The following is a 22134-nucleotide window of genomic DNA, read 5'->3' as shown; positions in this document are numbered from 1 at the left end:
CTACCGGCGACCGGTATACGAGGTTACAGTTCTCCGGGTAGGGCACCACTACCTTTGTCCAGGGCGTATCTGCCTGAAAGGCGGTTACACGCAGCAGCTGCTCATATTCTTTAGGGTTAAAGCCGGCGTGCAGCTGCTGTGCCGTTGCAGGTAAACAGCAGCACAGCCATGCGCAGACGGCGGCTGCCAGTAAGCGTTTGTACATATGCTTATAATAATTTCGCGGCCGCATCTTCCCAGTTCAATATACGTTCGTACCCTTGTATATGTACATTGTGGTGGCCGGTGAATAAATAAGGCTTGCCTTTAAAGTTTTTGAAGTTGCGGATGAGATCATCGATCATCATATCCGTTTGTACCAGGCTTTTATCGCCGCAAAGGCAAAACTGCCGCCAGGTAAGAAAGGGAAAGTTTTCCATCAGCCAGTCGTATTTATCTTTCAGGGAGTTGGGGAACTCCATGGCGGCTGATACAATGTATACCCGGTATTTTTTATTTAATTCTTCTATAACGCGCTGCGCGTTGGGAAAAATAGCCAGGTCGCGGAAGAAGCCGGGGGTGTTCAGGTATTCCAGTATTTTTCCTGCATGGTCCACGGGCAGGGCTTCAGAGAGGGTTTTGCCGTGCAGCTCTTCTTCGGTAAATACCCTGCCATAATCCCGGTAGTACCATTCCCGTGCTTTTGTAATAGGATCGGCAATGGTTTCATCCATGTCAATTGCGATAGAGGGGAGTTCCATTAATGCTAGTTTTAAGTCCATGGTCGATGGGCCATAGTCCATTGCCTGCTTCGGAGCGAATTGTATTACGCGTTAGGGCAAAAAATAACCTAAACTTTTAATACTTCAATATGATATAGGCTATGGACTATGGACCATCGGCCATCGACTAAATTAATAAACCTGCTCCACTCTTCCTACCGTACCATCGGCGCCTATACCTTCCACCACTACACGAAAATGTTTGGAGAAGTCGTTGTTGAAGAATTTGATGGTGGCGGTATGGGTAGTGGTATCTATTGGCAGGTCCGGGTTCCAGTACAGTGTAAGGCGTTTGTCGGCCAGGGAATGCACGTCCTTATGTACATTATAGTCCGGTGAATAAAATTGTTTTACTACTGCATAACCGGGTTTGCGGTACAGCTCAAAACCCTTCACGGTATTGTCGTTACCCTCACCGCCTTTTTTGGTGTACACTGCAATAGCCCCGTTAGCGCCACCGCCAAAACCGCCCATAAACGGCGGGCGGAACACTTTTACCATGGCAATGTCTGTAACCGGTATGCTGCTGATCATGCTGGCATCTATGGGCATTTCGTTCAGGTACAAAGAGGGGCGGCCACCGCGCCAGCTAAGGCTGGGATCGCTGAGGTTACCGGTGATCTGCAAGCCGGCTACCCTGGATTGCAGGTACTGGAAAATGTTCATGTAGCTGGCCGTTTCCTTGGTCATATCAAACGTATAACCATCGCCACCGGCAAACATACCCGAGGCGTACTTTTTATCCATGGTTTCCTCTTTGGTAACCCTGCGCTCGCGGATATTCACTTCTTTCAGCAAAATGGCGCGGCTGTTAATGGAGCGGTTCACCCGGTTGCCATCATAAGCGGTAGAGAGGTAATTCTTCAGCGTATTGTAATCAATTGCCGGGGGCAGCCGGAGCGGGAAGGGATCTGTAACCGGTACGCTGTTCTCAAAGAAATGCGTGTTGAATTTTACCGTTACATCTTTCCAGCGCTGCTGCTGGTCATTGCCCTTGTAATATACCAGCGCAGTATCCAGGAAGGCCAGGCCGGGCACTGTAAACTCGCCCATACCATTGGTAGGGGCCGATACAATAGAGGTAGAGCTATCTGTGATCTGTTTAATGATGAAATCCACTTTCCCGTTCATCAGCTGGTAACGGCCGTTATTGGTAAAGGCCGTGCCTTTAAGCAGGATGCCCTGTTCGTAGGGATAACGGGTATCGGGGTATTGTTTGTTCAGGATCTTTTGCCAGCTGAAACGCCGCCAGCCGTTGGTGAGCATCAGCAGGTCAAGGGCCTGCAGGCGGGCTTTAGCGGTATCCTGTAAATACCAGGCCGGGTTATGAATGTAGCCTTTCAGGTCAGAGGTAAGCAGCAGGTTGGATACAATGTTGTTCTCATCATTGTTCTTTACTACCAGGTCGGCATCTGTGATGGCTACCGATAAAATGCTTTCCAGTGAATCGGGCACCTTCAGGGTTACGCTGTTAGGCGCACGTTCTTCGCTGTTAAAGGCGGGCTGCTCCAGCTGCAGGGGCAGCAGATCGTTCTGGCGCAGGAACACCAGGCGTTCTGATAAAGGCTGTCCGCCTTTGCCAAACAGTGTTAGCTGCAGTATGCCGGTGGGCATTTGCTGTGTGGGCACAAACCCGCTGATACGGCCGTCAGATACTTTCAGCGGCGCTTTGTATACCAGCTGGTCGTTGATCTGGCCTATGAGCAGCAGCTCGTCGTACGCAGTATCGGCCAGGTTGGCAATCATGGCCTGGTAAAATACGCGTGCGCCGCGGTTGTATACTTTTAAACCGGCGCCGGTGGTTTTTACGGCCGGCAGGTCAAAGGTTTTTTCCTGGCCATTGGCGGCTTTAACCACGGCTTTATACGTTTCATTGCCGCTGGCGGGCTGCAGGTCAAACTGGCCCATACCATCATGGATGGTTTGCAGCGTAGCTACCTTAGCGCCCTTGCTGTTCTGCACACTACCGGCAACGGCTATGGGATAACCATTCTGGTCAATGGCTTTAAAGGCAATGGTGTTGTTCTGGTTAATGATCATATCGCCCCCTTCCGGGAAGAACTGTACGGAAAAAGCCGTAACGGCAGTGCTGTCGCGGGGTGGCGGGTTGTTCCGCTTCTGCGGGTCAAACACTTCTATGTTGCGGGAAAAAAGCAGGGCATGATCAAAGTTCAGCATCCAGGCGGTGTAGGCGCGCACCTGGTACATACCTGGTTTCTGTGTTTCCGGGAGGTCCAGGTTGCCGGCGGCGCCGGCATTGCCGGCTGCAAATAAGTGTTTTTGCACGATGGAACCGCTCTGGTCTACCAGCTCCACATACAGGTTGGTGGCCCGGGTATCCGGTAAGCCCTGTAAGGTAATGTAGGCTTTGAACCAGATGGTTTCCCCGGCTGCATAATAATCTTTATCCATGTGCAGGTACACTTTCTGCTGCGGGTAACGGCTTGCAAAATCGTCCAGGGCCTGCACTATACGGGCGCTCCAGTCATCGGCCGGAAAAAAAGAAAAAGCGCTAACCAGCATGGCCACGCCGCAGGCGGGGATCCACCAGCGTGCACGTAACGGCTGCATAAGGGCGCGAAATTTTTGCATGAAATATCTTTTTAGAACACGAATAATAACCAAAAATATGCGGCACAATTTATACAATATAAGAATAACGGCGGTTTACTTATTATTGCAGGCGGAGAAAGTGGTATGTGGATGGCTGATTTTAAGGAAACTTTAAGAAATGTGCTGATGTGGTAATATGCTAATGTGCTGGTATTTGCTAATGTGCAGTTTTTTTACAATGCACTTATCAACATAAACCGGCACATTAGCATATTAGCACATCAGCACATTAAAATTATTTATAGTGAAAAAACGACTAATCGTTATCGGCGGTGGTGCAGCGGGTTTCTTCTGTGCGGTGAATGCGGCCAGGTTGTGCCCGCAGCTGGAAGTGCTGCTGCTGGAAAAAACGGGTAAGCTGTTATCCAAGGTAAAGGTGTCTGGCGGCGGGCGTTGTAATGTTACGCATGCGGCGCCGGATATTGGTTATATGGCGCAGCGCTATCCACGGGGGCAGCACTTTGTAAAAAAAGCCTTTGGCCATTTTTTTGTGCCGGACACCATCAGCTGGTTTGCAGAAAGGGGAGTGGAGCTTAAAACAGAGGCCGATGGCCGTATGTTCCCGGTAACAGACAGCTCCCAAACCATTATTGACTGTTTACTGCGGGAGGCAGACCTGTATAAAATAAGCATATTGATGCAGCAGGAGGTAACAGCCCTGCAACCCACTGCAGATGGCCGCTGGCAGGTACAATTGCAAAACAGCCCTGCGCTGGATGCAGATTACCTGTGTATAGCTGCCGGCGGGTATGCGCAGGCCGATAAGTTTAACTGGCTTAAAGCCACCGGCCATACTATAGCTGCACCGGCGCCTTCCCTGTTCACCTTAAATATGCCGGGCCATCCTATTACGGCGCTCATGGGTGTAAGCGTACCCAAAGTGCTGGTAAAGGTAACAGGCTCCAAATTGCAGGAGCAGGGGCCCGTGCTGATCACCCATTGGGGACTGAGCGGCCCGGCAGTACTGCGTTTGTCGGCCTGGGGCGCCCGGGAGCTGCAGCAAATGCAATACACTTTCACGGCCCTGGTTAACTGGGTGCCGGATTACCATGAAAACAGCCTGCGGGAAGAAATGCAGGACCTGCGCCATTCCCTGGGCGGACAAAAAATGCATAATAAAAATCCTTTTGAGCTGCCCCAGCGTTTATGGCAGTTCCTGCTGCAACAGGCAGGCATACACGAAACTGTGCGCTGGGCCGATATGCCGGCTAAAGCACAGCAGCTGCTGGTGAAAAACCTGGTAGCCATGGAGCTGCCGGTAAAAGGGAAAACTACTTTTAAGGAAGAATTTGTAACCTGCGGTGGTGTGCAGCTAACAGAGATCAATCCCGCTACCATGGAAAGTAAGCTGCAGCCTAACCTCTATTTTGCAGGTGAAGTGATGGATGTGGATGGCATTACCGGCGGGTTTAATTTTCAGCATGCGTGGACCAGCGGGTTTGTTGCTGCAAAAAGCATAGCAGGGGCAATTACGAATTAGTCAATTACAAATTACGAATTGAGTACTGCGGCATGCTGGTGCCATTAAGAAATGTGTGAAATAGCTGTGATTGAATAATGTAATCAATAAATGATAATCAATCAAACACAATCTCCGTTGCATTTTAATTCGTAATTGACTAATTCGTAATTACAAGTAATTGATCCCCACCTCATAATCCTGCTCCAATGCATCCAGGATCCGTTGAAAATCGGCAGGGTTGGCGAGGAAGTTAATTTTGGTGGTATCTATCATCAGCGTACGTACCGGGTGCTGTTTCAGGTACTGGGTGTACATGTTGTGCACTCTTAGCAGGTAATCATCTTCTATCTGCTGCTCGTAAGAGCGGTTGCGTTTTTTAATATTTGCCTGCAATTGCGTAACAGGGGCGTTCAGGAAAATGAGCAGATCCGGCTGCACCAGCTGTGGGTTAATAATCTCAAACAGTTTCTGGTACAGGTTATATTCTTCTTCCAGCAGGTTGATCTTGGCAAACAGCAGGCTTTTTACAAACAGGTAATCGGAGATCACCAGGTTGCTGAACATGTCCTGTGTTTGCAGCATATCTTTCAGCTGTTTATAGCGTTCCGCCATAAAGAACAGTTCCAGGGGAAAGGCATACTGCTGCGGCTTTTCATAGAACTTAGGCAAAAAGGGATTGTCTGCAAATTCTTCCAGGATCAGCTTTGCGTTAAAGTGTTGCGCCAGCATATGGGCCAGCGTGGTTTTGCCGGCGCCAATGTTGCCTTCTATGGTTATAAAGCGGTAGTTCATTTTAGCTGTTGGCGGTTAGCTGTTAGCAATTGGCCGTTGGCAGTCAGTGATCGGTTGATCAAAGAAAAGCCGTGACTTATTGCTGATGCTATTGCCATTTAGTGTTTTATTATGGTTCAAGTGATTAAGGTTGTTTTAGCTGCGGTATTGGCCAGCGGACTGCTAAAAGCTAACAGCCAAATGCTAATAGCCAGCTGCTAACTGCCCAATTTCTTCGCCGGCAGCTCATCATCACAGGCGGCCAGCAGGGCATGTACGGTTTGTTGAAAAACGGGGTGCACCCAATCCGGCAGTATCTCATTCAGCGGCACCAGCACAAACTGGCGGTTTTGCATGCGGGGATGCGGTATTTTCAGCTCCGGCAGGGAAATAACGTCATCATTATAAAAAATAATGTCGATGTCTATTACCCGGGCGCCCCACTTTTGCTGGCGGATGCGGCCTATTTCACGTTCTATATTCAGGAGGGTATGCAGCAGGGGCAGGGGGGCCAGCGGGGTTGAGATCTGCAAGGCCTGGTTCAGGTAGTCCGGCTGCTGCACATTACCCCAGGGAGCAGTTTCATACAGGCCAGATAATTTTACCACCTTACCGGCCTGCTGCTCAATGAGCTGCACGGCCTGTTGAAGCAGTAAGGGGCGGTTTCCCAAATTGCCACCTATAAGTAATATTGCTGTATTCATGTATATTTATCGGCGCAAAAGTAACCATATTCCTTATTTTTGAAAAAACAGTTGGAATTGGCCTTTACAATAATTGGGCGTACTATAGACAAATCACCCGGCAAAATTGATCCGAATCTTTATGCGTAGCTTTCTAAAAATCTTCTTCGCGTCCCTCCTGGCATTTTTTGTATTTGCAGTGATCGGCGTGATCGTATTAATGGTCATGATCGGAAAGGCAGTATCGCCTGAAAAGGTGGTGATCAGCCCTAATGCAGTGCTGGTGCTTGAAACCAGCCAGCCTTACAATGAGCAAAAACTTTCCAACCCGCTGAATTCCCTGTTAAAGGGCCAGTCCAATGAAATACCAGGCTTATACGACGTGGTACGGATCCTGGAGCATGCAGCGGACGACGATAACATTAAAGGCATTTACCTGAAAACAGACGGCAATCCCAATGGTTTTGCTACCAGCGAGGAGCTGCGCCGCGCCCTGCTTAACTTTAAAAAGTCGGGCAAATTCGTATATGCGTATGGGGAAGGTATGACCCAGCAGGCTTACTACCTGGCATCCGCTGCCGATAAGGTGTTCCTGCACCCCCAGGGCGGCCTGGATTTTGCCGGTTTCTCCTCTACCATCATGTTCCTGAAAGGCACGCTGGAAAAGCTGGAAATACACCCGGAGATCTTCTACGACGGCAAGTTCAAAAGCGCTACTGAGCCTTTGCGTGAAACGCAGATGACAGAAGCCAACCGCATTCAAACCTCCGCTTACCTTGGCCAGCTGTATGGCAACTATCTCACCAATATTGGTAAAAGCCGTAAGCTGGATACCGCCACCCTGCACCGTTATGCCAATGAAGGGCTGATCCAGAACCCGCAGGATGCGCTTAGCTATAAGCTGGTGGATGCGCTGAAATATGACGACCAGGTAATGGAAGCGCTGCGTTCCCGGATAGGATTGGAAAAGGATGCGGATATTAATTTTGTATCGCTTACAAAATATGAAAGCGCGGCAGATTATAAATCAACCTCCGGCGACAATAAGATCGCGGTATTATATGCACAGGGCAATATTGTAGGCGGTGATGGAAGTGATGATGTGACCATCAGCAGCGAGCAATATATAAAGGAGATCCGCAAGCTGCGGCTGGATAAAAGCATTAAGGCGATTGTGTTCCGCGTGAACTCGCCCGGCGGCAGCGCACTGGCTTCTGAAACCATCTGGCGCGAGCTGGTGCTGGCTAAAAAAGCTAAGCCGGTGATCGTATCCATGGGGGATTATGCTGCCAGCGGCGGATATTATATTTCCTGTATGGCAGATTCTATTTTTGCAGAACCTAATACCTTAACAGGCTCTATTGGCGTGTTTGGGGTGATGATGAACCTGCAAAGCTTCTTTAAGAATAAGCTGGGCGTTACGTTTGATGGTGTAAAAACCGGTCAGTATGCTGACCTGGGCAGCGCTACCCGCCCTATGACAGATATAGAAAGGAAATTTGTGCAGGAGGGGGTAGATAGTATCTATGCTACCTTTAAATCGCGCGTGGTGGCGGGCCGCAAGCTAAGCCAGTCCGTAGTGGACAGCATTGCGCAGGGACGTGTATGGAGCGGCGTACAGGCGAAGTCGTTAGGACTGGTAGACCGGCTGGGTGGTATTAATGATGCCATAGCCAGCGCTGCCAGGATGGCCAAAATATCCTCTTACCGCCTGCGTGAGTACCCGGAAGTAAAACAGCCGCTGGAAAAGCTGCTGAAAAGCATTGGCGGCGAAACCAGCGAAAGCATGGTGAAAAAAGAGCTGGGCGCCAACTATACCATCTATCAGCAGCTCAAACGCCTGCAGCTGATGAACGGCGAGGTACAGGCCAGATTGCCGTTTGATGTGATGATCAAATAATGTGCAGATGTGCAAATATGCAGATGTGCAGATGTGGTTTCATTTGCATATCTGCATATCTGCACATCTTAAAATTGACTTAAATCCCGGGCAGCGTTCCGGGATTTTTTATGTAAATGGGCAAAACAATCTTAGTTTTACCAAATTTTTCAAAGCAGTTTCTTATTTATGGCAGTGCAGTACAGTCAATGGAAGGCCATGCTGGCAATTACCAAGGCCAGCTTACGGGCTATTCTCCGCAGTCCTTCCACGGTAGCTTTCACCATTGGGTTTCCCCTGGCATTCATCCTGGTATTTGGTTTTATCGGGAACAGCGTGGTAACGGTAAAGGTGGGCGTAGCGGCGGGCACTGATACGGCCAGCTATATATACAAAGGCCTGGCAGCCGTAAAAAGCATAAAGCTGATCAACGAGCCGGCCGCAGAAATGGAAGATGATATGATCAAAGGCCGTTTAACGGCTATTGTGCACATCACCCAAAAAAGCGGGCAGGCCGCTAACCCGGCGTACGAGGTAAAGGTGCGTTCTTCCACCGCGGGTATCGATAAGATCCAGGTATTCAAGTCTATTTTAACGGATGTAATTAACCGCATTGATGACCAGTTCTATAAACGGCCATCTGTAGCGCATATAGATAGTGTTGTAGTGCCGGGCCGCGCCTATAAGACCATTGATTTTATTTTACCCGGTATGCTGGGCTTTTCTTTGCTGAGCGCGGCGGTGTTCGGCACGGCTTTCCTGTTCTTCAGCTTACGGCAAACACTGGTATTAAAACGCTTTTTTGCCACCCCGGTTAAACGGGCTTACATTATTATGGGCGAAACCCTATCCCGCCTGCTGTTCCAGCTTTTTGGCGCTATTGTGATCATTGGCCTGGGACATTTTGCGTTTGGTTTTACGCTGGTGCATGGCGCCGTTACTTTCCTGGAAATGCTGTTCCTGTCTTTATTCGGGCTGGTGGTGTTTATGGGATTTGGTTTCCTGGTAAGCAGCGTAGCCCGCAATGAGAGCACGATACCGCCTATTGCCAACGTGATCAGTATGCCGCAGTTCCTGCTGGCGGGCACTTTCTTTTCTGTGGATGCGTTGCCCGGCTGGCTGCAGCCGGTATGCCGTGCGCTGCCGCTTACCTACCTGAACGATGCTTTCCGTAAGGTTGCCTTTGAGGGGCAGCATTTATGGAACGTAGGTACAGAGCTGGGCGTGCTTACCTTATGGGGTGTTATTATTTACGCCGTTACCATTAAAGTGTTTAAGTGGGAGTAGCCCGTTAACAACTCCGCCTTTTCTGCCTTTTTTTTCTTAAATTGGATACATGCAAGTCCTGTACATCATTCTGGGTGCTTTGGCTGCTCTTATCCTGGGCCTTTTTGTATTTTCCCTTTACCTGCCTGCCCGTTTAAAAATTGAACGATCCCTGGTGATGATCGCACGGCCCGACGTGGTATTCCGCGAGGTGGATACCCTGCGTAACTGGGAGCATTGGTCGCCCTGGCACCAGCTGGACCCTGAGATGAAAATTGTGTATGGTGAAAAGGAAAGCGGCGCCGGCGCCGGTTACAGCTGGGAAAGTAAAAAGCGTAATGTGGGCCGTGGCAGCTTACTGATCACAGAATCACGCCCGTATGAATTTATAGCTACCAGTATCAACTTTATGGAACAGGGCAGCAGCAAAGGTTATTTCCGTTTTGAGCCGGCAGGGGAGCGCACCCGCGTTACCTGGGGCATGGAGATGACGGTTGGGCAGAACCCCGCCCGTAAATTCCTGGGCCTGATGATGGATAAGTGGGTGGGCCGCGATTTTGAACGGGGCTTGCAACAGCTGGCCAAAGTAAGCAGCTGATATGCAGATGATGTGCAGATGATGTGCTGATATGCTAATGTGCTGATGTGCCGGTTGGTTTAATGGTTTGATGTTGATACAGTGGGCGGCTTTACGCTTTCTGCTTTGCGCTTTCTGCTTTACGCTTTCTGCTTTACGCTTTCTGCTTTGCGCTTTCTGCTTTCAGCTTTTTGTATGTAACTTCGTTCATGCGTTTTATCAAACTATTCATAATCAGTGTATTTACTTTTGCAGTATTTATCTTCCTGCTTTCGCTGTTATTCCCCTCCAAGGCAGTGGTAGAGCGCTCCGGTGTAATTGATGCCCCGGTGGCCGTAGTATACAGCCAGATCAATGAGCTTAAAACCTGGCAGGAGTGGAACCCCTGGACGAAATTAGAAGCAGTGAATACGCTGCAGTTCTCAAACCCATCACAGGGAAAAAACGCCTGGTACAGCTGGACCAGCGCCTCCAACGATGCTGCTTCCGGTAAGCTGACCGTTTTGCGCAGCGAGCCTGATAAGGGTGTTTATTATAACATGCTGTTCAAAGATATGCGGCCTATATTGGGCGGCCTGGAAATAAGGCCCTCCAAAGAGGGTACCGGTACTGTTATACACTGGTATATGGAAACAAGGTTGGGCTGGAAACCCTGGTGGAAGCTCCGCGGTTTTATGGCCGACCGTTTAATGGGCCCGCAGGTTGAGCAGGGCCTGACGGAGTTGAAGGCGAGGTGCGAGAAGATGAAGTGATAATTAATAATTAAGAATTAATAATTAAGGTGAAGGAGGTTCAAAAAAAGGGATGAATGGTATCTTCAGATCTATTGAATAGCTGTAATTTCCTGCACGGTTTTTTTATGCCATTAAAATCAATAATCTATATGAAACAGATCTTTTTATTCCTGGCCATCCTTGCTACCACCAGCAGCGTGGCATTTTCTCAGGACCCACCAAAAAGTCCACGTATCACTGCAGAAGGTAAAGATGTAAAGATCAGCTACGGACAGCCTTCCAAGCGGGACCGCGAGATCTTTGGCAAACTGGTGCCCTATGGCGAAGTATGGCGCACCGGCGCTAATGAAGCCACTGAAATTACTTTTGCAAAAGATGCCACCTTTGGCGGCAAGCCCGTTAAAGCAGGTACTTACACCCTGTTCACCATTCCCGGTGAAAGCCAATGGACATTCATCCTGAACAGCTCACTGAAACAATGGGGTGCGTATAAGTACAATGAGATCAAAGGAAATGATGTACTGCAGGTAAAAGTGCCCTCTTCTAAGCTTAGCGCTCCGGTAGAAAAGCTGACCATTACCCTGCCGGCTAACAAACTGGTGGTAGAATGGGATAAGACGAAGGTTGAAGTACCCGTAAAATCTTAATGTGCTGATGTGCTAATATGCTAATGTGCTGACATGTTTGATCAAAGCGGATCTGAACTAACCAGCACATTAGCATATCAGCATATTAACACATTACATCCCCTCCACAAACTCCAATATACTCTCATACACTCTCCCCAGCTCCTCATTAGTAATACAATACGGCGGTAAAATGTAAAGGGTATTGCCCAAAGGCCGCAGCATGATCCGTTTTGCGCGGAAAAAGCGATGCAGCTCATCTGCCAGCTGGTTGGTATAAACATCCTGACCGGAAGTGATTATTTCAAAAGCCAAAACAGTTCCCAGCAAACGTGTATGCTTCACCGTTCCCACAGCTGCCAAACGCTGCAGGAACTGCTGATGCTGTGCGTGTATACGATCCCGTTGCTGCGCACATTCCGGCTGCAGGAACAGGTCCAGGCTGGCCAGCGCCACGCTGCAGGCCAGTGCATTGGCCGTAAAGGAATGTCCGTGGAACAGGGTTTTCAGCTTGCTTTCTGATAAGAAAGCATTATATATATCAGCTGTACAGGTGGTAACGCCCAGCGCCAGGGCGCCGCCGGTTAAGCCTTTGGAAAGGCAGATGATATCCGGGGCAGTGGCTACGTTCTCCATGGCAAAGTTCTTTCCCGTTCTGCCAAAACCAGTCAGTATTTCATCGGCTATCAGCAAGATCTGTTGCTCTTTGCAGTATTGCAGCAGCTGATCCAGCGCAGCGGCTTCATACATGAGCATACCGCCCGCGCCCTGTAACAGGGGCTCAAATATAAAAGCGGCAATATCATCAGGTCCCAGGCTTTCAATGGCCGCCTTCAGCTGCGGAAGATTATCCTGTGTGGGAGTATCTATAAAATGCACCTCGAATAACAGGTCGTCAAAAGGGGCGGTAAATACGCTGCGGCTGCTTACGCTCATCGCGCCAAAAGTATCGCCATGGTAAGCATGGTTGAATGCCAGGATCTTTTGCTTGCGAATGCCTTTGTTCTCCCAGTATTGCAACGCCATTTTCAGCGCAACTTCTATGGCGGTAGAGCCATTATCCGAATAAAATACCCTGCTTTGGCGGCCGGGTAACACGGGTAATAATCTTTCTGCCAGCTCCACGGCGGCGGGGTGAGTATAGCCTGCAAAGATGCAATGCTGCAGCTGCATAGCCTGTGCGGCCAGCTTTTGCGCAATGTACGGATTGGCATGCCCATGTATATTAACCCACCAGCTGGAAGTAGCATCCAGGTAGCTGTTGCCTGCTTCATCAAATAAAGAGGCGCCTTCCCCGCGTACAATGCCAATAGGCGCAGGCGCTGTTTGCATTTGTGTATACGGATGCCAGATCACCTGCTGATCGCGTTCACTCCACGTCATTGTGATTAATAGTTAATGATTAATAAGAGGGCAAAGATAAGGTGAGAGGGGGAGAAATGAAGCACCTATAAACCGGCCAGGTTGGCTAATGTGCGGTATAAGGTAGTTGGATCATAAGGCTTATGCAGAATGGAATGTACCTGCAGGCTGTTAAGCTTGTCTGCTACGTTCGGTATCACATCGGCAGTAAGGGCAATAATAAAGGCATGCGGCTGCAGCCGCCGGATGTGGGGAATGGTATCATAGCCATCCATTTCCGGCATGTGCAGGTCCAGCAGTACACCGTCAAAGTGTTGCTGCTGCATCATTTCCACGGCCTCGCGGCCATTAACGGCAGTAAGGGTTGCTGCGCCTGTTCTTTGCAGCTGGTACACGATCACCATTGCATTAATGGTATTATCCTCTACCACCAGCAGCTTTTTATTTTTAAGCCAGTCCCACAATTGTTTTTCATTGTATACGATGTTGGTGCGTGTAACCGCGGGCAGCTGGTCAAACACAATATCAAACCGGAAAGTAGTGCCCAGGCCGGGCTCACTGTCAATGGCAATGCTGCTGTTATACAGCTCCACCAGGCTTTTGGTAATGGCCAGCCCAAGCCCGGTGCCGCCATGCTGGCGGCTGGTATCGCTTTGCGCCTGTACAAAGCTTTCAAAGATGCGGCGCTGCATATCTTTTTGAATGCCGATGCCGGTATCTTTTACACAAAAGCTCACCGTGGCATTGGCCGCTGTTTGGCTTAACAGTTTTACTTCTATAAAAATGCTGCCTTCGTGTGTGAACTTAATGGCGTTGTTGATAAGATTATTGAGGATCTGCGTTAGCCGGAACGGGTCGCCGCAAAGGCTGTGCGGCAGAAAGGGATCTATGACCGTGTGCAGGCGTACCTTTTTGGACTGGGCCAGGGGCTGGTAATTGTTCTCAATATCCCGGAGCAGGCGCTTAAGATCAAAGGGAACATTTTCCAGCTCTACCTTCCCGGCTTCTATCTTGGAAAGGTCCAGTATGTCGTTGATCAGCGTCAGCAAATGATCTGCGGAGTATTTGAGGCTGCGTACCAGGTTGCCATGCTGCGGCGTTTCTTCCAGCAGGTTGGCAATCCCAATAATACCATTCAGCGGGGTACGGATCTCATGGCTCATTACGGAAAGGAACTCGCCGCGTTCCCGCGCTGCTTTTTCTGCCTGCTCCTTTGCATAGATCAGCTCAAGATGAGTAAGCTTATATTGGGTAATATCCTTGATCACCACCATAATACGCCGGCCGCTGCCCGGGGCGCCGCCTTTAATGAGATTAACCCGCAGCCGGTACCAGTTATCCACCTCCGGGCGCTGATCTTCATATTCTATTTCCTGGGAAACACCCGTAGCAAACAGCGCATCGATCAATGCCGCAAACATTTCACTTTGCGGGCCCAGTACGTCATTCATATGACGGCCAATGATCTGGTCTTTGGGAAGGTACAGCAGGGATTCATCTTTGCACCAAACCTGTTTGAATATCCGTTGTTCGTTTAATTCAAATACAATATCATCCAAACAGGTTAATAAGGCTTCCACATCATTGGTTTGCCAATGTTCTGCAGGTTCCTGTTCCTGCGGTATAGTTGCACTGCCTGCCTGGTGTGTGTGATCGGACATTCTAATAAATTTAGGGGGGAAAACTGAATAACAACGAGTGGCCCTCTCGATGTTAGTACTGCTCTATTGGTTACTGGTTTATCAATCAGGGGTTAAAATTAGTAAATTATATCAGGAAAAGTACAATCCTTTGGGAAAGGATTGTTTCTGACACGGGCCTGCTCAATTAGCTTGCTGCGGTTTAAGTTTGATCTCTGAAATAAGTGTTCCTGCAAAGATCATTGCCCCGCCGATGAGCATGCGCCAGGAAAGATCTTCCCCCAGCAGGAATATGGCAGCAATGGCGGCAAACACGGGCTCAAACAAATAAATGATCGCTACTTTTTCAGCGCTGATGTACCGTTGCGCGATATTGGAAACAGTGTACATATAGGCGGTGGAAAACAACGCGCAGTAAATGATGCCGGTCCAGAAGCCCTGGTTTTGGGGGATCCAGGCAGCGGTATGATCGGCTAAGGCAATACCGCACATGATCAGCGTGCAGGTAAGGAACATAGGAACAATAGTAGGCACAATGTTTCCGGCCATGGAGTATTTCTCAACCCTGATCAGGTAAATGGCAAAGCCAAATGCCCCGATGATGGTGTACAGGTCCCCGATGCTCACATACATTCCATCTTTGACAGAGATCACGAACAAGCCAATCAAGGCAATGGTAGCGGCCAGCCAGATCTTGAGGTCAACCGCCTTTTTATGAATGAGCAGCTTTAAAACCGGGATAATGATAACAGAGGTGCCGGCAACAAAAGCACATTGCGATGCAGCCGTATACCGGATACCCAGGGTTTGAAAATAGATGCCAAGCGTTAATGGAATTGAGAGGGTGATGCCCTGAACAATGTGCTGCCGCGTGATGGTTTTCATGTGCCGGGCCAGCACCACCGTTAGTACGAGGGTTGCCAGCAGGAAGCGGTAAAATAAAAAAGTTGACTGGGAAACAGCGCCCATGGCCATTTTAGTAACCGGAAAAGAAATACCCCAGAAAGCAGTGCCTAATATCAATAAAACTATTAAAAGCAATCTCTTATTCATATCGTTATTTCAGGGACTTCTTTACCATAATGTCTGTTTGCACATCGTTCCCCAGTTTAAAGATATGCTTGTCGAATGGTAAAAAACCATTCTTTTCATAAAACCGGAGGGCGCGTGCATTCTTTTCCCACACCCCCAGCCAAACATATTCCAGTGCTCTTTCCCGCGCTATCCGGATGGCGCTTTCGTAAAGCTGCTGCCCTACCTGTTTCCCATGATAGGCCTGCAGCACATAGATGCGCTCAATTTCCAGTGCATGATCGTCCTGCAGCTCCGTTTGTGCGTTGCCGGTATTGATCTTTATATACCCGATCACCTGTTCATCCAGCCGTGCAAAATAAAATTCAGCGCCCCTGGTGTTTAGCTCTTTTGTCAATTGCTGCAGGGAAAAACTTTTTTCCAGGTATTGTTTCATATCCTCCTCAGTATTGTAAGATGCAAAAGTGTCAACAAAGGTTTGTATGCTGATCTCCTGCAGCTTCATTATTTCATCGGGTGTAACCCTGCTGATGCTGATCTTTTCCATGGTGTTGTTCATTGTTTCCTGGTTAATGCAGGGCAAAACTATGCAAGTATTTGATGCTTAAAAATGCTAAATTGATGCATATTGATGCAAAAAATGCATTAATCCGGGATATGACAACGCAACAAATAGAATATTTTTTACAACTGTCTGATGAGCTGCACTACTGGCGCACCTCCTATAAGGTAAACATCACCCAATCGGTTCTCAGCCGCCAGATCAAGGCGCTGGAGGATGAGTTGCAAATAGAGCTTTTTAAACGATCGAACCGGAAAGTTGAATTAACCCCGGCCGGGAGATTTTTGCAGCAGCAATGGAAGCCGATAATGGAACAAATGAATGCGGTTATCCAGTATGGGCGCAAGATCCACCAGGGAGCGGGCGGCAGTGTGGTGATCAACCATCCCGGCTCCATCAGCTACGATCTGCTGCCCGACCTGCTAAACCGGATATTATCGGTCTATCCCGACATTAAAGTTGAACTGGTACAATCGAAACATTCCCATGGAATAGAGCTGCTGAAGGCTTTTGAGGCGGATCTGTGTTATAGCAGGAACCAGTACATCGACGATTTTGTGGCCTCAAAACTGATCGGGGAGGACAGCCTTGCGCTGGTGGTGCCTGTTGCAAACCCCATCCTTACGGAATCTGATATTACCCCGGAAGCCCTGAAAGGCGAACCTTTTATCTTATCCACCTTAACGGACGGTGAAACTTACCAGGTTAAGATGGAGCAGATGTTCACCCGCTACGGCATTGAGCCTGATATCCGCTTTGAATCCGATTTCGGTTCTATGATACTTAGCCTGATAGAGAAAGGCTTTGGCGTATCTGTGATGCCTGTTTCCTATTCACTGGCCAATCACCCCGGCGTGCGTTTTATAAAACTACCTTTTGAAGTGCCGCTATACCTGCATTGGCGGAAAGATGAAGATAATGCGGTAGTGAGCAATATTTTACAGCTTACTTAACCCCGGTTACAAAGTATATTTCACAGAGAAATTAATGGTACGGCCATCAACAGGGCCCCATAGGGGCTGGAACTGCGGCTGCGTAATGCTGCCGGTGTATAAGGCTTCCCGCTTACCCTGGCGGGCATCAAAAATATTTTCCCCATTCAGCACTACCGTAAAATGATCGCCAAACTGGCGGGAGATCATGGCGGCCCAGAACCAGTAGTTGGGCGCCAGCTGGTTATTATACAGGTATTGATGGCCTATCCAGGCATTCTCAATACCAAAGCGCCATTTATCCGGGATCTCATAGGCCAGGGTGCTTGCAAATTTATCCCGCGGGGCAAAGGGTACAAAGGTATGGGCCGGATCAGAGTATTTGGAGGTGGTATGATTGTAGCCTACATACAGCTCCAGGTCGTCATAACTAAAACGTATATACGTATCGGTGCCCAGGCTCCTGCATTGATAGGGCTGGTTTTGCAGTAATATTTTACCTTCTGCCTGCATAACGGGCATAATGGGATGTTTGATGTAGGTATAATATAATGCCTGGTCTACGGTTATTTCCACCGGGCCCAGTGATGTTTTGTAGCTTGCATCTACATTCAGGCCCCGGCTTTTTTCCGACTGCATGCCGGTGGTAAGCGGCAGCAGATCGCGGTAGGCAATGTTCTGTGTTTGACTGGTAAAAATGGCCGGCGTTTTATAACCGGTGCCGCCGCTCAGGCGTATGGAAAGGTCATCTACAGGCCTGTACACAACGGCTAAACGCGGCAGAATATACCAGCCGTATACGTTATGATAGTCTATACGCAGGCCCCCTTCCACCATTAACTGTTGGGTGATATTAAAACCATCCTGCGCAAACAGGCCGGTAGTGTTGTAGGTGTAGTTATTAATAATGCTGCTGTCGCCACCGGCCCGTTTATATTTTTCGCCGGTATCATTCAGACCCAGTACCCAGTTATGCCGCCCGCTCTTTTTGTTGTAGGCTACTTCTGCATACAGGTTGCCCTGGTTGCCGCGTAAGGCAAAAGTACCTTCAGTATTATCCAGGTGATAATAGCTGTTCACTCCTTTGGCGGTAAGGGTGCCGCCGCCTAATTGTTTGCGGGTGAATTGCAGGTCTATGCTGTGGCGGTGGCTGTTATTGGTTTCGGTATATTGATGCGCGCTGTCCATACCATGTGCCAGCACCTGCATATCGCCACCGGCGCGTTTTTCAATAGTGCCGGTATAACCTGCTACCAGCGTGGTATTAGGATCTATATAATAAAAAAAGCGGGGATGCAGTGTGTATTGCCGTAAGCGGGGCACATCGCTAAACCCGTCTTTATTTACATCACTTTCATTTTGTACAGTGGCGCCGGCAAAAAGGGTAAGTCCTGTTTTTTTTCCGCGTTGCGCATAATAGATGTTTGCGTTATTTTCTTTGAGGGTGCTGCGGTTCAGCAATACGTTCAGCTCCGGCTCATTACCCGGTGTTTTGGCAATAAAGTTGATCATGCCGGCAATAGCGCCGCCGCCATACAGGGTGGATATGGAACCTTTAATGATCTCGATCTGCTTCAGGTCCAGCGGGGGAATGGCCAGCACGCCAAAATTGCCGCTCAGGCCTTCATACACCGGCATACCATCGCGCAGCAGCTGGGTGTATTTACCATCCAGGCCCTGCATACGAATGGCATTGTTGCCATTTACGGCAGAGGTGTTCTGGATATGGATCACCGACAGGTCGCCCAGGATGCTGGCCACGTTGCCGGGTTTAATGCCACTTTCCTCCTGCATATCTTCCTGTCCTAATACTTCCACTTTCATAGGCAGATCTTCCAGGCGGCTGTTGGTGCGGGTGGAGCTGATCACTACCTCCGCAATGTTCCTGACCTGCGGTTTCGGTACGCCGGGGATCGTGTCTGCCGGGGATTGCCTGGTAGCGCTGTCTTTTGCAATGACCTGCGCCTGTGCCGCAAAACCGCAGCACAGGAAGGCTATAATGTATAACAGTTGTTGCATAGTATTCCTATGCTGCAAAGGAAGGTTTGGAATTTGTAGAGAATCTGGAGATGGTGAATGTATGCACACCATTTTCAAAATAGTAATGGATGGGGAGATTGTAGGTATCGCAGATCTTTTTTACAATGGCCAGCCCCAGGCCGTTTGAGCTGTCCAGCACAGCGCCGCCTTTTTTAAAACGCTGAAAAAGCTGTTGTGGCGGAATGGCCGGCCAGCTGCTGGTATTGCTGATGCTGAACTGCTGATCATCCAGCTGCAGCTTTATTTTTCCGCCGGTATAATTATAGCGGATGGCGTTGCCTACCAGGTTGCTGATCAGCATATCGGCCAGCGCTGCGGGCATTTGCCAGGAGGCATCCTGCGTAAGCTGCGTTTCCAGCGTAAGCTTTTTATCTTTTATCAGCTCATCCAGCAGGCCAAGGTATTGTTTGGTAACGTGCTGCAGGCTTTCAGGCTGGGAGGTATCGTACTGGTGATTCTCTATTTTGGCCAGCAGCAGCAGGGAGTGGTTCAGGCGGGCCAGGCGTTCCAGGGCTTCGCTGCTTTGCGCAATGGCCTGCAGCTGTGCATCGCTGAGGGTTTCGTCCTGCAGCAGCAGCTCCAGCTTACTTTCCGCAATGGCCAGGGGTGTTTGCATTTCATGGGCCGCATCTTCCGTGAGCTCTTTAATGCTTTGGTAATCTGCGTGTATGCGTGTAATCATAGCCGTTAGCGCGGTATGCAGCTGGTTAAATTCCTTGATGGAGGAAGGGCTGAAGCTAACGTTTTCCATCTTCTTAAGCTCAATGCCATGCAATTTTTCCAGCGACTGGTAAAAGGGCCGCCACAGGCGCTTGCTCAGCATCCGGTTCAGCAGCAGAATGAAAACCAGCAGGCCGCCGAATACGATCAGCATTACAATGGAGATGTTCTTTATAAGATCATCGCGTTCTATTAATGATTTGCGGATGGTTAGCAGGTAAGAATTATTGTGAATGCTTAATACCTGTGTAAGCTGGCGGTAGGGCGTTTTTTTGCCTTCTATATCCTGGTACAGCATTACGCTTTCTAAAACGGGTTTTGCCTGTGCGGGCTGTGTTACCGGCTGCAGGCTGAACTCGGGGGTGGAGAGCTGGAACACCGGGCTGTGAATGCTTACGGTATCCATATAACGCAGCCATTGGATCTGATCGTTCAGCAGCTCTTCATCTATTTCATGCCCGATCTCTTTATTGAACTGGGAAAAGAGGTAAAAGGTGCTGATGGTGAGCAGCGGTAATACCAGCAGCAGGAAATAAATGGTGGTTTGCGTAAGTAACTTCATCGGTCTCATACAGCCCCGGTTTATTGATCAGACCAGCGGTAGCCGGTACCATAAATGGTTTTAATATAATCTTCCCCGCCGGCTTCCAGCAGCTTGCGGCGCAGGTTCTTGATATGTGAGTAAATGAAATCGTAGGAGCCTGCCTGGTCATAAGCATCGCCCCAGAGGTGGCCGGCCAGCGCAGTTTTAGTAACCACCCTGCGCTGGTTGGCAATGAAGTATAACAGCAGCTGGTACTCTTTGCTGGTAAGCGTAAGAGGCGTATCCTTTACATAAACCGCTTTGGAGCCCGGCGCTATGCGGATCTCATTGAAATGGATATTGGTGTTGCCATCAAAATGTTTACGCCGCAAAATGGCGTTGATACGGGCATTCAGCTCCGACAGGTGAAAGGGTTTGGTGAGGTAATCATCAGCGCCCAGGTCCAGGCCGCTGAGCTTATCTTCCAAAGAATCTTTGGCGGAAATGATAATAATGCCGGCTTCTGATTCCAGCGCTTTTAATTCTTTAATAATATCCAGGCCATTGCCTTTGGGCAGGCCTATGTCGGCCACAATACAGTCGTAATCATAATCATTCACCTTTGCCATGGCCTGGGGAAAGTCAGGCGCTGTTTCACAAATATATCCCTGCTGCTCCAGGTACTGGCGGATGGCCGTTTGCAGGGCCGGTTCATCTTCTATGACCAAAACTTTCATAAGGCTATTTTTTTACAAAATCCTGCAGGTACGTGCATTGTGTTGCTATGGTTTCATAAAATGCAGTCTGTTTATAATCCTTTACCAGGGTTGGAAAATACGGATTTTTATATGTAGCCGGGTACCACCATTCTTCTTTGCCCGTTAGCTGCGCATGTTTTTGTGCGCAGCGCGCTGCCATGTACAGGGCTTTGGCTTTAAATTCCGGGTCAGTGGCTGCACCGGCTGCTTTTTTATAGTATTCCTCTGCGCGGTAACAGCCAAAGTATTCGCGCAGGAAGGTGGTTCTTTCATGTGCCGGCTCATACCACCAGGTGCTGGGGCGGTAGCTTACAGAGAACTGGTAGGAATGGCCGTAATAGGAAATGCTGAACAGCCCTGTTGCATATTCAAAATACACTTCCGGCGCTACCTTTGCACCCTGCATCTTTTTCTCCAGCTCCACCATGCGGGTGGCATATTCCAGCTCGCTGATACCATGGCGGATGGAATCCTGCTCTTCATACCCGAAATCCTGCAGCTGTTCCTCAAACACCAGCTCCGAACGGCGGGTGCTGCCGCTGCGTTTGAACCAGGTAACGGCATTGGGGAAATCGTGCTGGCGTACATAGTTGATAGCAATAACCTCTCCAAGCTGCTGCTCTGTTAAGGGCAGCTGATCACAGAGATATTTTTCAAAAGGCGTTTTGTTCTTGCTTTTATACAGGCTGGTTAGGGAAATCAGCTGTGTGGCAGACAGGCTATCTTCAATGAAATCCTTTCCGCTGGTGCCGTTCCAGCGGAAATAAGAAGGGTCAACCGCATCCCTTTTAGTGAGGATGAGCGACAGGCGCAGGGTATCATTCTGTTTGGCATAACGCGGCGCAATAATATAGTCCAGCAGGTTGCGGTACATGCGGGTGTAAAAGGATGCGTTCACCCAGGTATTATCGTCCGGGTAATCCCAGTAAGCATTGCTTTCTTTTCCCTTTGGCTGCTTGCTGTCCAGCCATTTTAAAGAGGCCAGCAGCTTGCTTTCATAGGCTTTATCTATGTTGGGCTGTTCATTAATATTCACCAGCAGCTGTACAATTTCCCATTGATCCTGCAGGTCGGCCCGTTGAATGCCGGGTTTTGCAGCTGCCAGGCGGGTATGGGCGCCGGCATAGTCTTTTGTCATAAAAGAAAGGTAGGCGGATGTGATCTGCCACAGGGCCGGCTCTTTTACCTTACCC

Annotated in this window: 20 protein-coding genes; 7 read left to right on the top strand and 13 right to left on the bottom strand. The window is 49.2% G+C overall.

Features of this window, described 5'->3' with window-relative positions:
- The 3 genes from VIM87_RS08920 to VIM87_RS08910 form a co-directional block, all read right to left on the bottom strand.
- On the bottom strand, window positions 1-205 hold a 205-nt coding region (locus VIM87_RS08920), incomplete at its 3' end, for a hypothetical protein (protein ID WP_331996646.1).
- A 4-nt stretch (window positions 206-209) separates the two neighbouring features.
- The gene (locus VIM87_RS08915; protein ID WP_331996645.1) at window positions 210-740 is read right to left on the bottom strand and encodes a 5' nucleotidase, NT5C type; all 531 of its coding nucleotides are present in this window, start codon (window positions 738-740) and stop codon (window positions 210-212) included.
- Between the two features lie 153 nt (window positions 741-893).
- Window positions 894-3353, bottom strand: coding sequence for an MG2 domain-containing protein (locus VIM87_RS08910; protein WP_331996644.1), 2460 nt, complete (start codon window positions 3351-3353; stop codon window positions 894-896).
- Window positions 3354-3618: 265 nt separating this feature from the next.
- Between VIM87_RS08910 and VIM87_RS08905 the strand changes: the two genes are divergently transcribed.
- Entirely contained in the window at window positions 3619-4854 is a 1236-nt protein-coding gene (locus VIM87_RS08905) for an NAD(P)/FAD-dependent oxidoreductase (RefSeq protein ID WP_331996643.1), read from the top strand.
- 150 nt (window positions 4855-5004) lie between these two features.
- On the opposite strand, the gene VIM87_RS08900 is transcribed toward VIM87_RS08905, so the two are convergent.
- Window positions 5005-5628 carry a deoxynucleoside kinase gene (locus VIM87_RS08900; RefSeq protein WP_331996642.1) on the bottom strand — a complete coding sequence of 208 codons (624 nt, stop codon included), beginning with the start codon at window positions 5626-5628 and terminating at the stop codon, window positions 5005-5007.
- Window positions 5629-5825: 197 nt separating this feature from the next.
- A complete protein-coding gene (folK, locus tag VIM87_RS08895) occupies window positions 5826-6311 on the bottom strand; it encodes a 2-amino-4-hydroxy-6-hydroxymethyldihydropteridine diphosphokinase (RefSeq protein WP_331996641.1) in 486 nt (161 codons plus the stop codon).
- 121 nt (window positions 6312-6432) lie between these two features.
- Between folK and sppA the strand changes: the two genes are divergently transcribed.
- The 5 genes from sppA to VIM87_RS08870 all read left to right on the top strand — a co-directional run bounded on the left by sppA (window position 6433) and on the right by VIM87_RS08870 (window position 11393).
- Complete coding sequence (gene sppA, locus VIM87_RS08890) at window positions 6433-8190, top strand: signal peptide peptidase SppA (RefSeq protein ID WP_331996640.1); 1758 nt, start codon at window positions 6433-6435, stop codon at window positions 8188-8190.
- Between the two features lie 168 nt (window positions 8191-8358).
- On the top strand, window positions 8359-9456 hold the full coding sequence (locus VIM87_RS08885; protein ID WP_331996639.1) for an ABC transporter permease: 1098 nt from the start codon (window positions 8359-8361) through the stop codon (window positions 9454-9456).
- 49 nt (window positions 9457-9505) lie between these two features.
- On the top strand, window positions 9506-10033 hold the full coding sequence (locus VIM87_RS08880; RefSeq protein ID WP_089919928.1) for an SRPBCC family protein: 528 nt from the start codon (window positions 9506-9508) through the stop codon (window positions 10031-10033).
- Between the two features lie 188 nt (window positions 10034-10221).
- Window positions 10222-10764 (top strand): SRPBCC family protein, encoded by a 543-nt coding sequence (locus VIM87_RS08875; protein WP_331996638.1) that lies wholly within the window; start codon window positions 10222-10224, stop codon window positions 10762-10764.
- Between the two features lie 131 nt (window positions 10765-10895).
- The gene (locus tag VIM87_RS08870) at window positions 10896-11393 is read left to right on the top strand and encodes a DUF2911 domain-containing protein (protein WP_331996637.1); all 498 of its coding nucleotides are present in this window, start codon (window positions 10896-10898) and stop codon (window positions 11391-11393) included.
- Between the two features lie 93 nt (window positions 11394-11486).
- Here VIM87_RS08870 and bioA read toward each other — a convergent pair whose 3' ends face one another.
- From bioA to VIM87_RS08850, 4 genes are all read right to left on the bottom strand, one after another.
- On the bottom strand, window positions 11487-12755 hold the full coding sequence (gene bioA / locus VIM87_RS08865; protein WP_331996636.1) for an adenosylmethionine--8-amino-7-oxononanoate transaminase: 1269 nt from the start codon (window positions 12753-12755) through the stop codon (window positions 11487-11489).
- 65 nt (window positions 12756-12820) lie between these two features.
- Window positions 12821-14395, bottom strand: coding sequence for an ATP-binding protein (locus VIM87_RS08860; protein ID WP_331996635.1), 1575 nt, complete (start codon window positions 14393-14395; stop codon window positions 12821-12823).
- 162 nt (window positions 14396-14557) lie between these two features.
- On the bottom strand, window positions 14558-15427 hold the full coding sequence (locus VIM87_RS08855; protein WP_331996634.1) for a DMT family transporter: 870 nt from the start codon (window positions 15425-15427) through the stop codon (window positions 14558-14560).
- 4 nt (window positions 15428-15431) lie between these two features.
- Window positions 15432-15965, bottom strand: coding sequence for a GNAT family N-acetyltransferase (locus tag VIM87_RS08850; protein ID WP_331996633.1), 534 nt, complete (start codon window positions 15963-15965; stop codon window positions 15432-15434).
- Window positions 15966-16063: 98 nt separating this feature from the next.
- Here VIM87_RS08850 and VIM87_RS08845 point away from each other — a divergent pair, with 98 nt between their 5' ends.
- The gene (locus tag VIM87_RS08845; protein WP_331996632.1) at window positions 16064-16921 is read left to right on the top strand and encodes a LysR family transcriptional regulator; all 858 of its coding nucleotides are present in this window, start codon (window positions 16064-16066) and stop codon (window positions 16919-16921) included.
- A 6-nt stretch (window positions 16922-16927) separates the two neighbouring features.
- Here VIM87_RS08845 and VIM87_RS08840 read toward each other — a convergent pair whose 3' ends face one another.
- The 4 genes from VIM87_RS08840 to VIM87_RS08825 form a co-directional block, all read right to left on the bottom strand.
- On the bottom strand, window positions 16928-18919 hold the full coding sequence (locus VIM87_RS08840; protein WP_331996631.1) for a TonB-dependent receptor plug domain-containing protein: 1992 nt from the start codon (window positions 18917-18919) through the stop codon (window positions 16928-16930).
- Window positions 18920-18926: 7 nt separating this feature from the next.
- On the bottom strand, window positions 18927-20231 hold the full coding sequence (locus tag VIM87_RS08835; RefSeq protein ID WP_331996630.1) for a HAMP domain-containing sensor histidine kinase: 1305 nt from the start codon (window positions 20229-20231) through the stop codon (window positions 18927-18929).
- An 11-nt stretch (window positions 20232-20242) separates the two neighbouring features.
- Complete coding sequence (locus VIM87_RS08830; RefSeq protein ID WP_331996629.1) at window positions 20243-20920, bottom strand: response regulator transcription factor; 678 nt, start codon at window positions 20918-20920, stop codon at window positions 20243-20245.
- A gap of 4 nt (window positions 20921-20924) precedes the next feature.
- Window positions 20925-22134, bottom strand: a 1210-nt coding sequence (locus tag VIM87_RS08825) for a hypothetical protein (protein ID WP_331996628.1), incomplete at its 5' end; no start/stop codon positions are given.

The sequence above is a fragment of the Chitinophaga sp. genome (assembly GCF_036569125.1).
Lineage (GTDB): Bacteria > Bacteroidota > Bacteroidia > Chitinophagales > Chitinophagaceae > Chitinophaga.
This window is presented reverse-complemented; position numbering and strand designations above follow the sequence as displayed.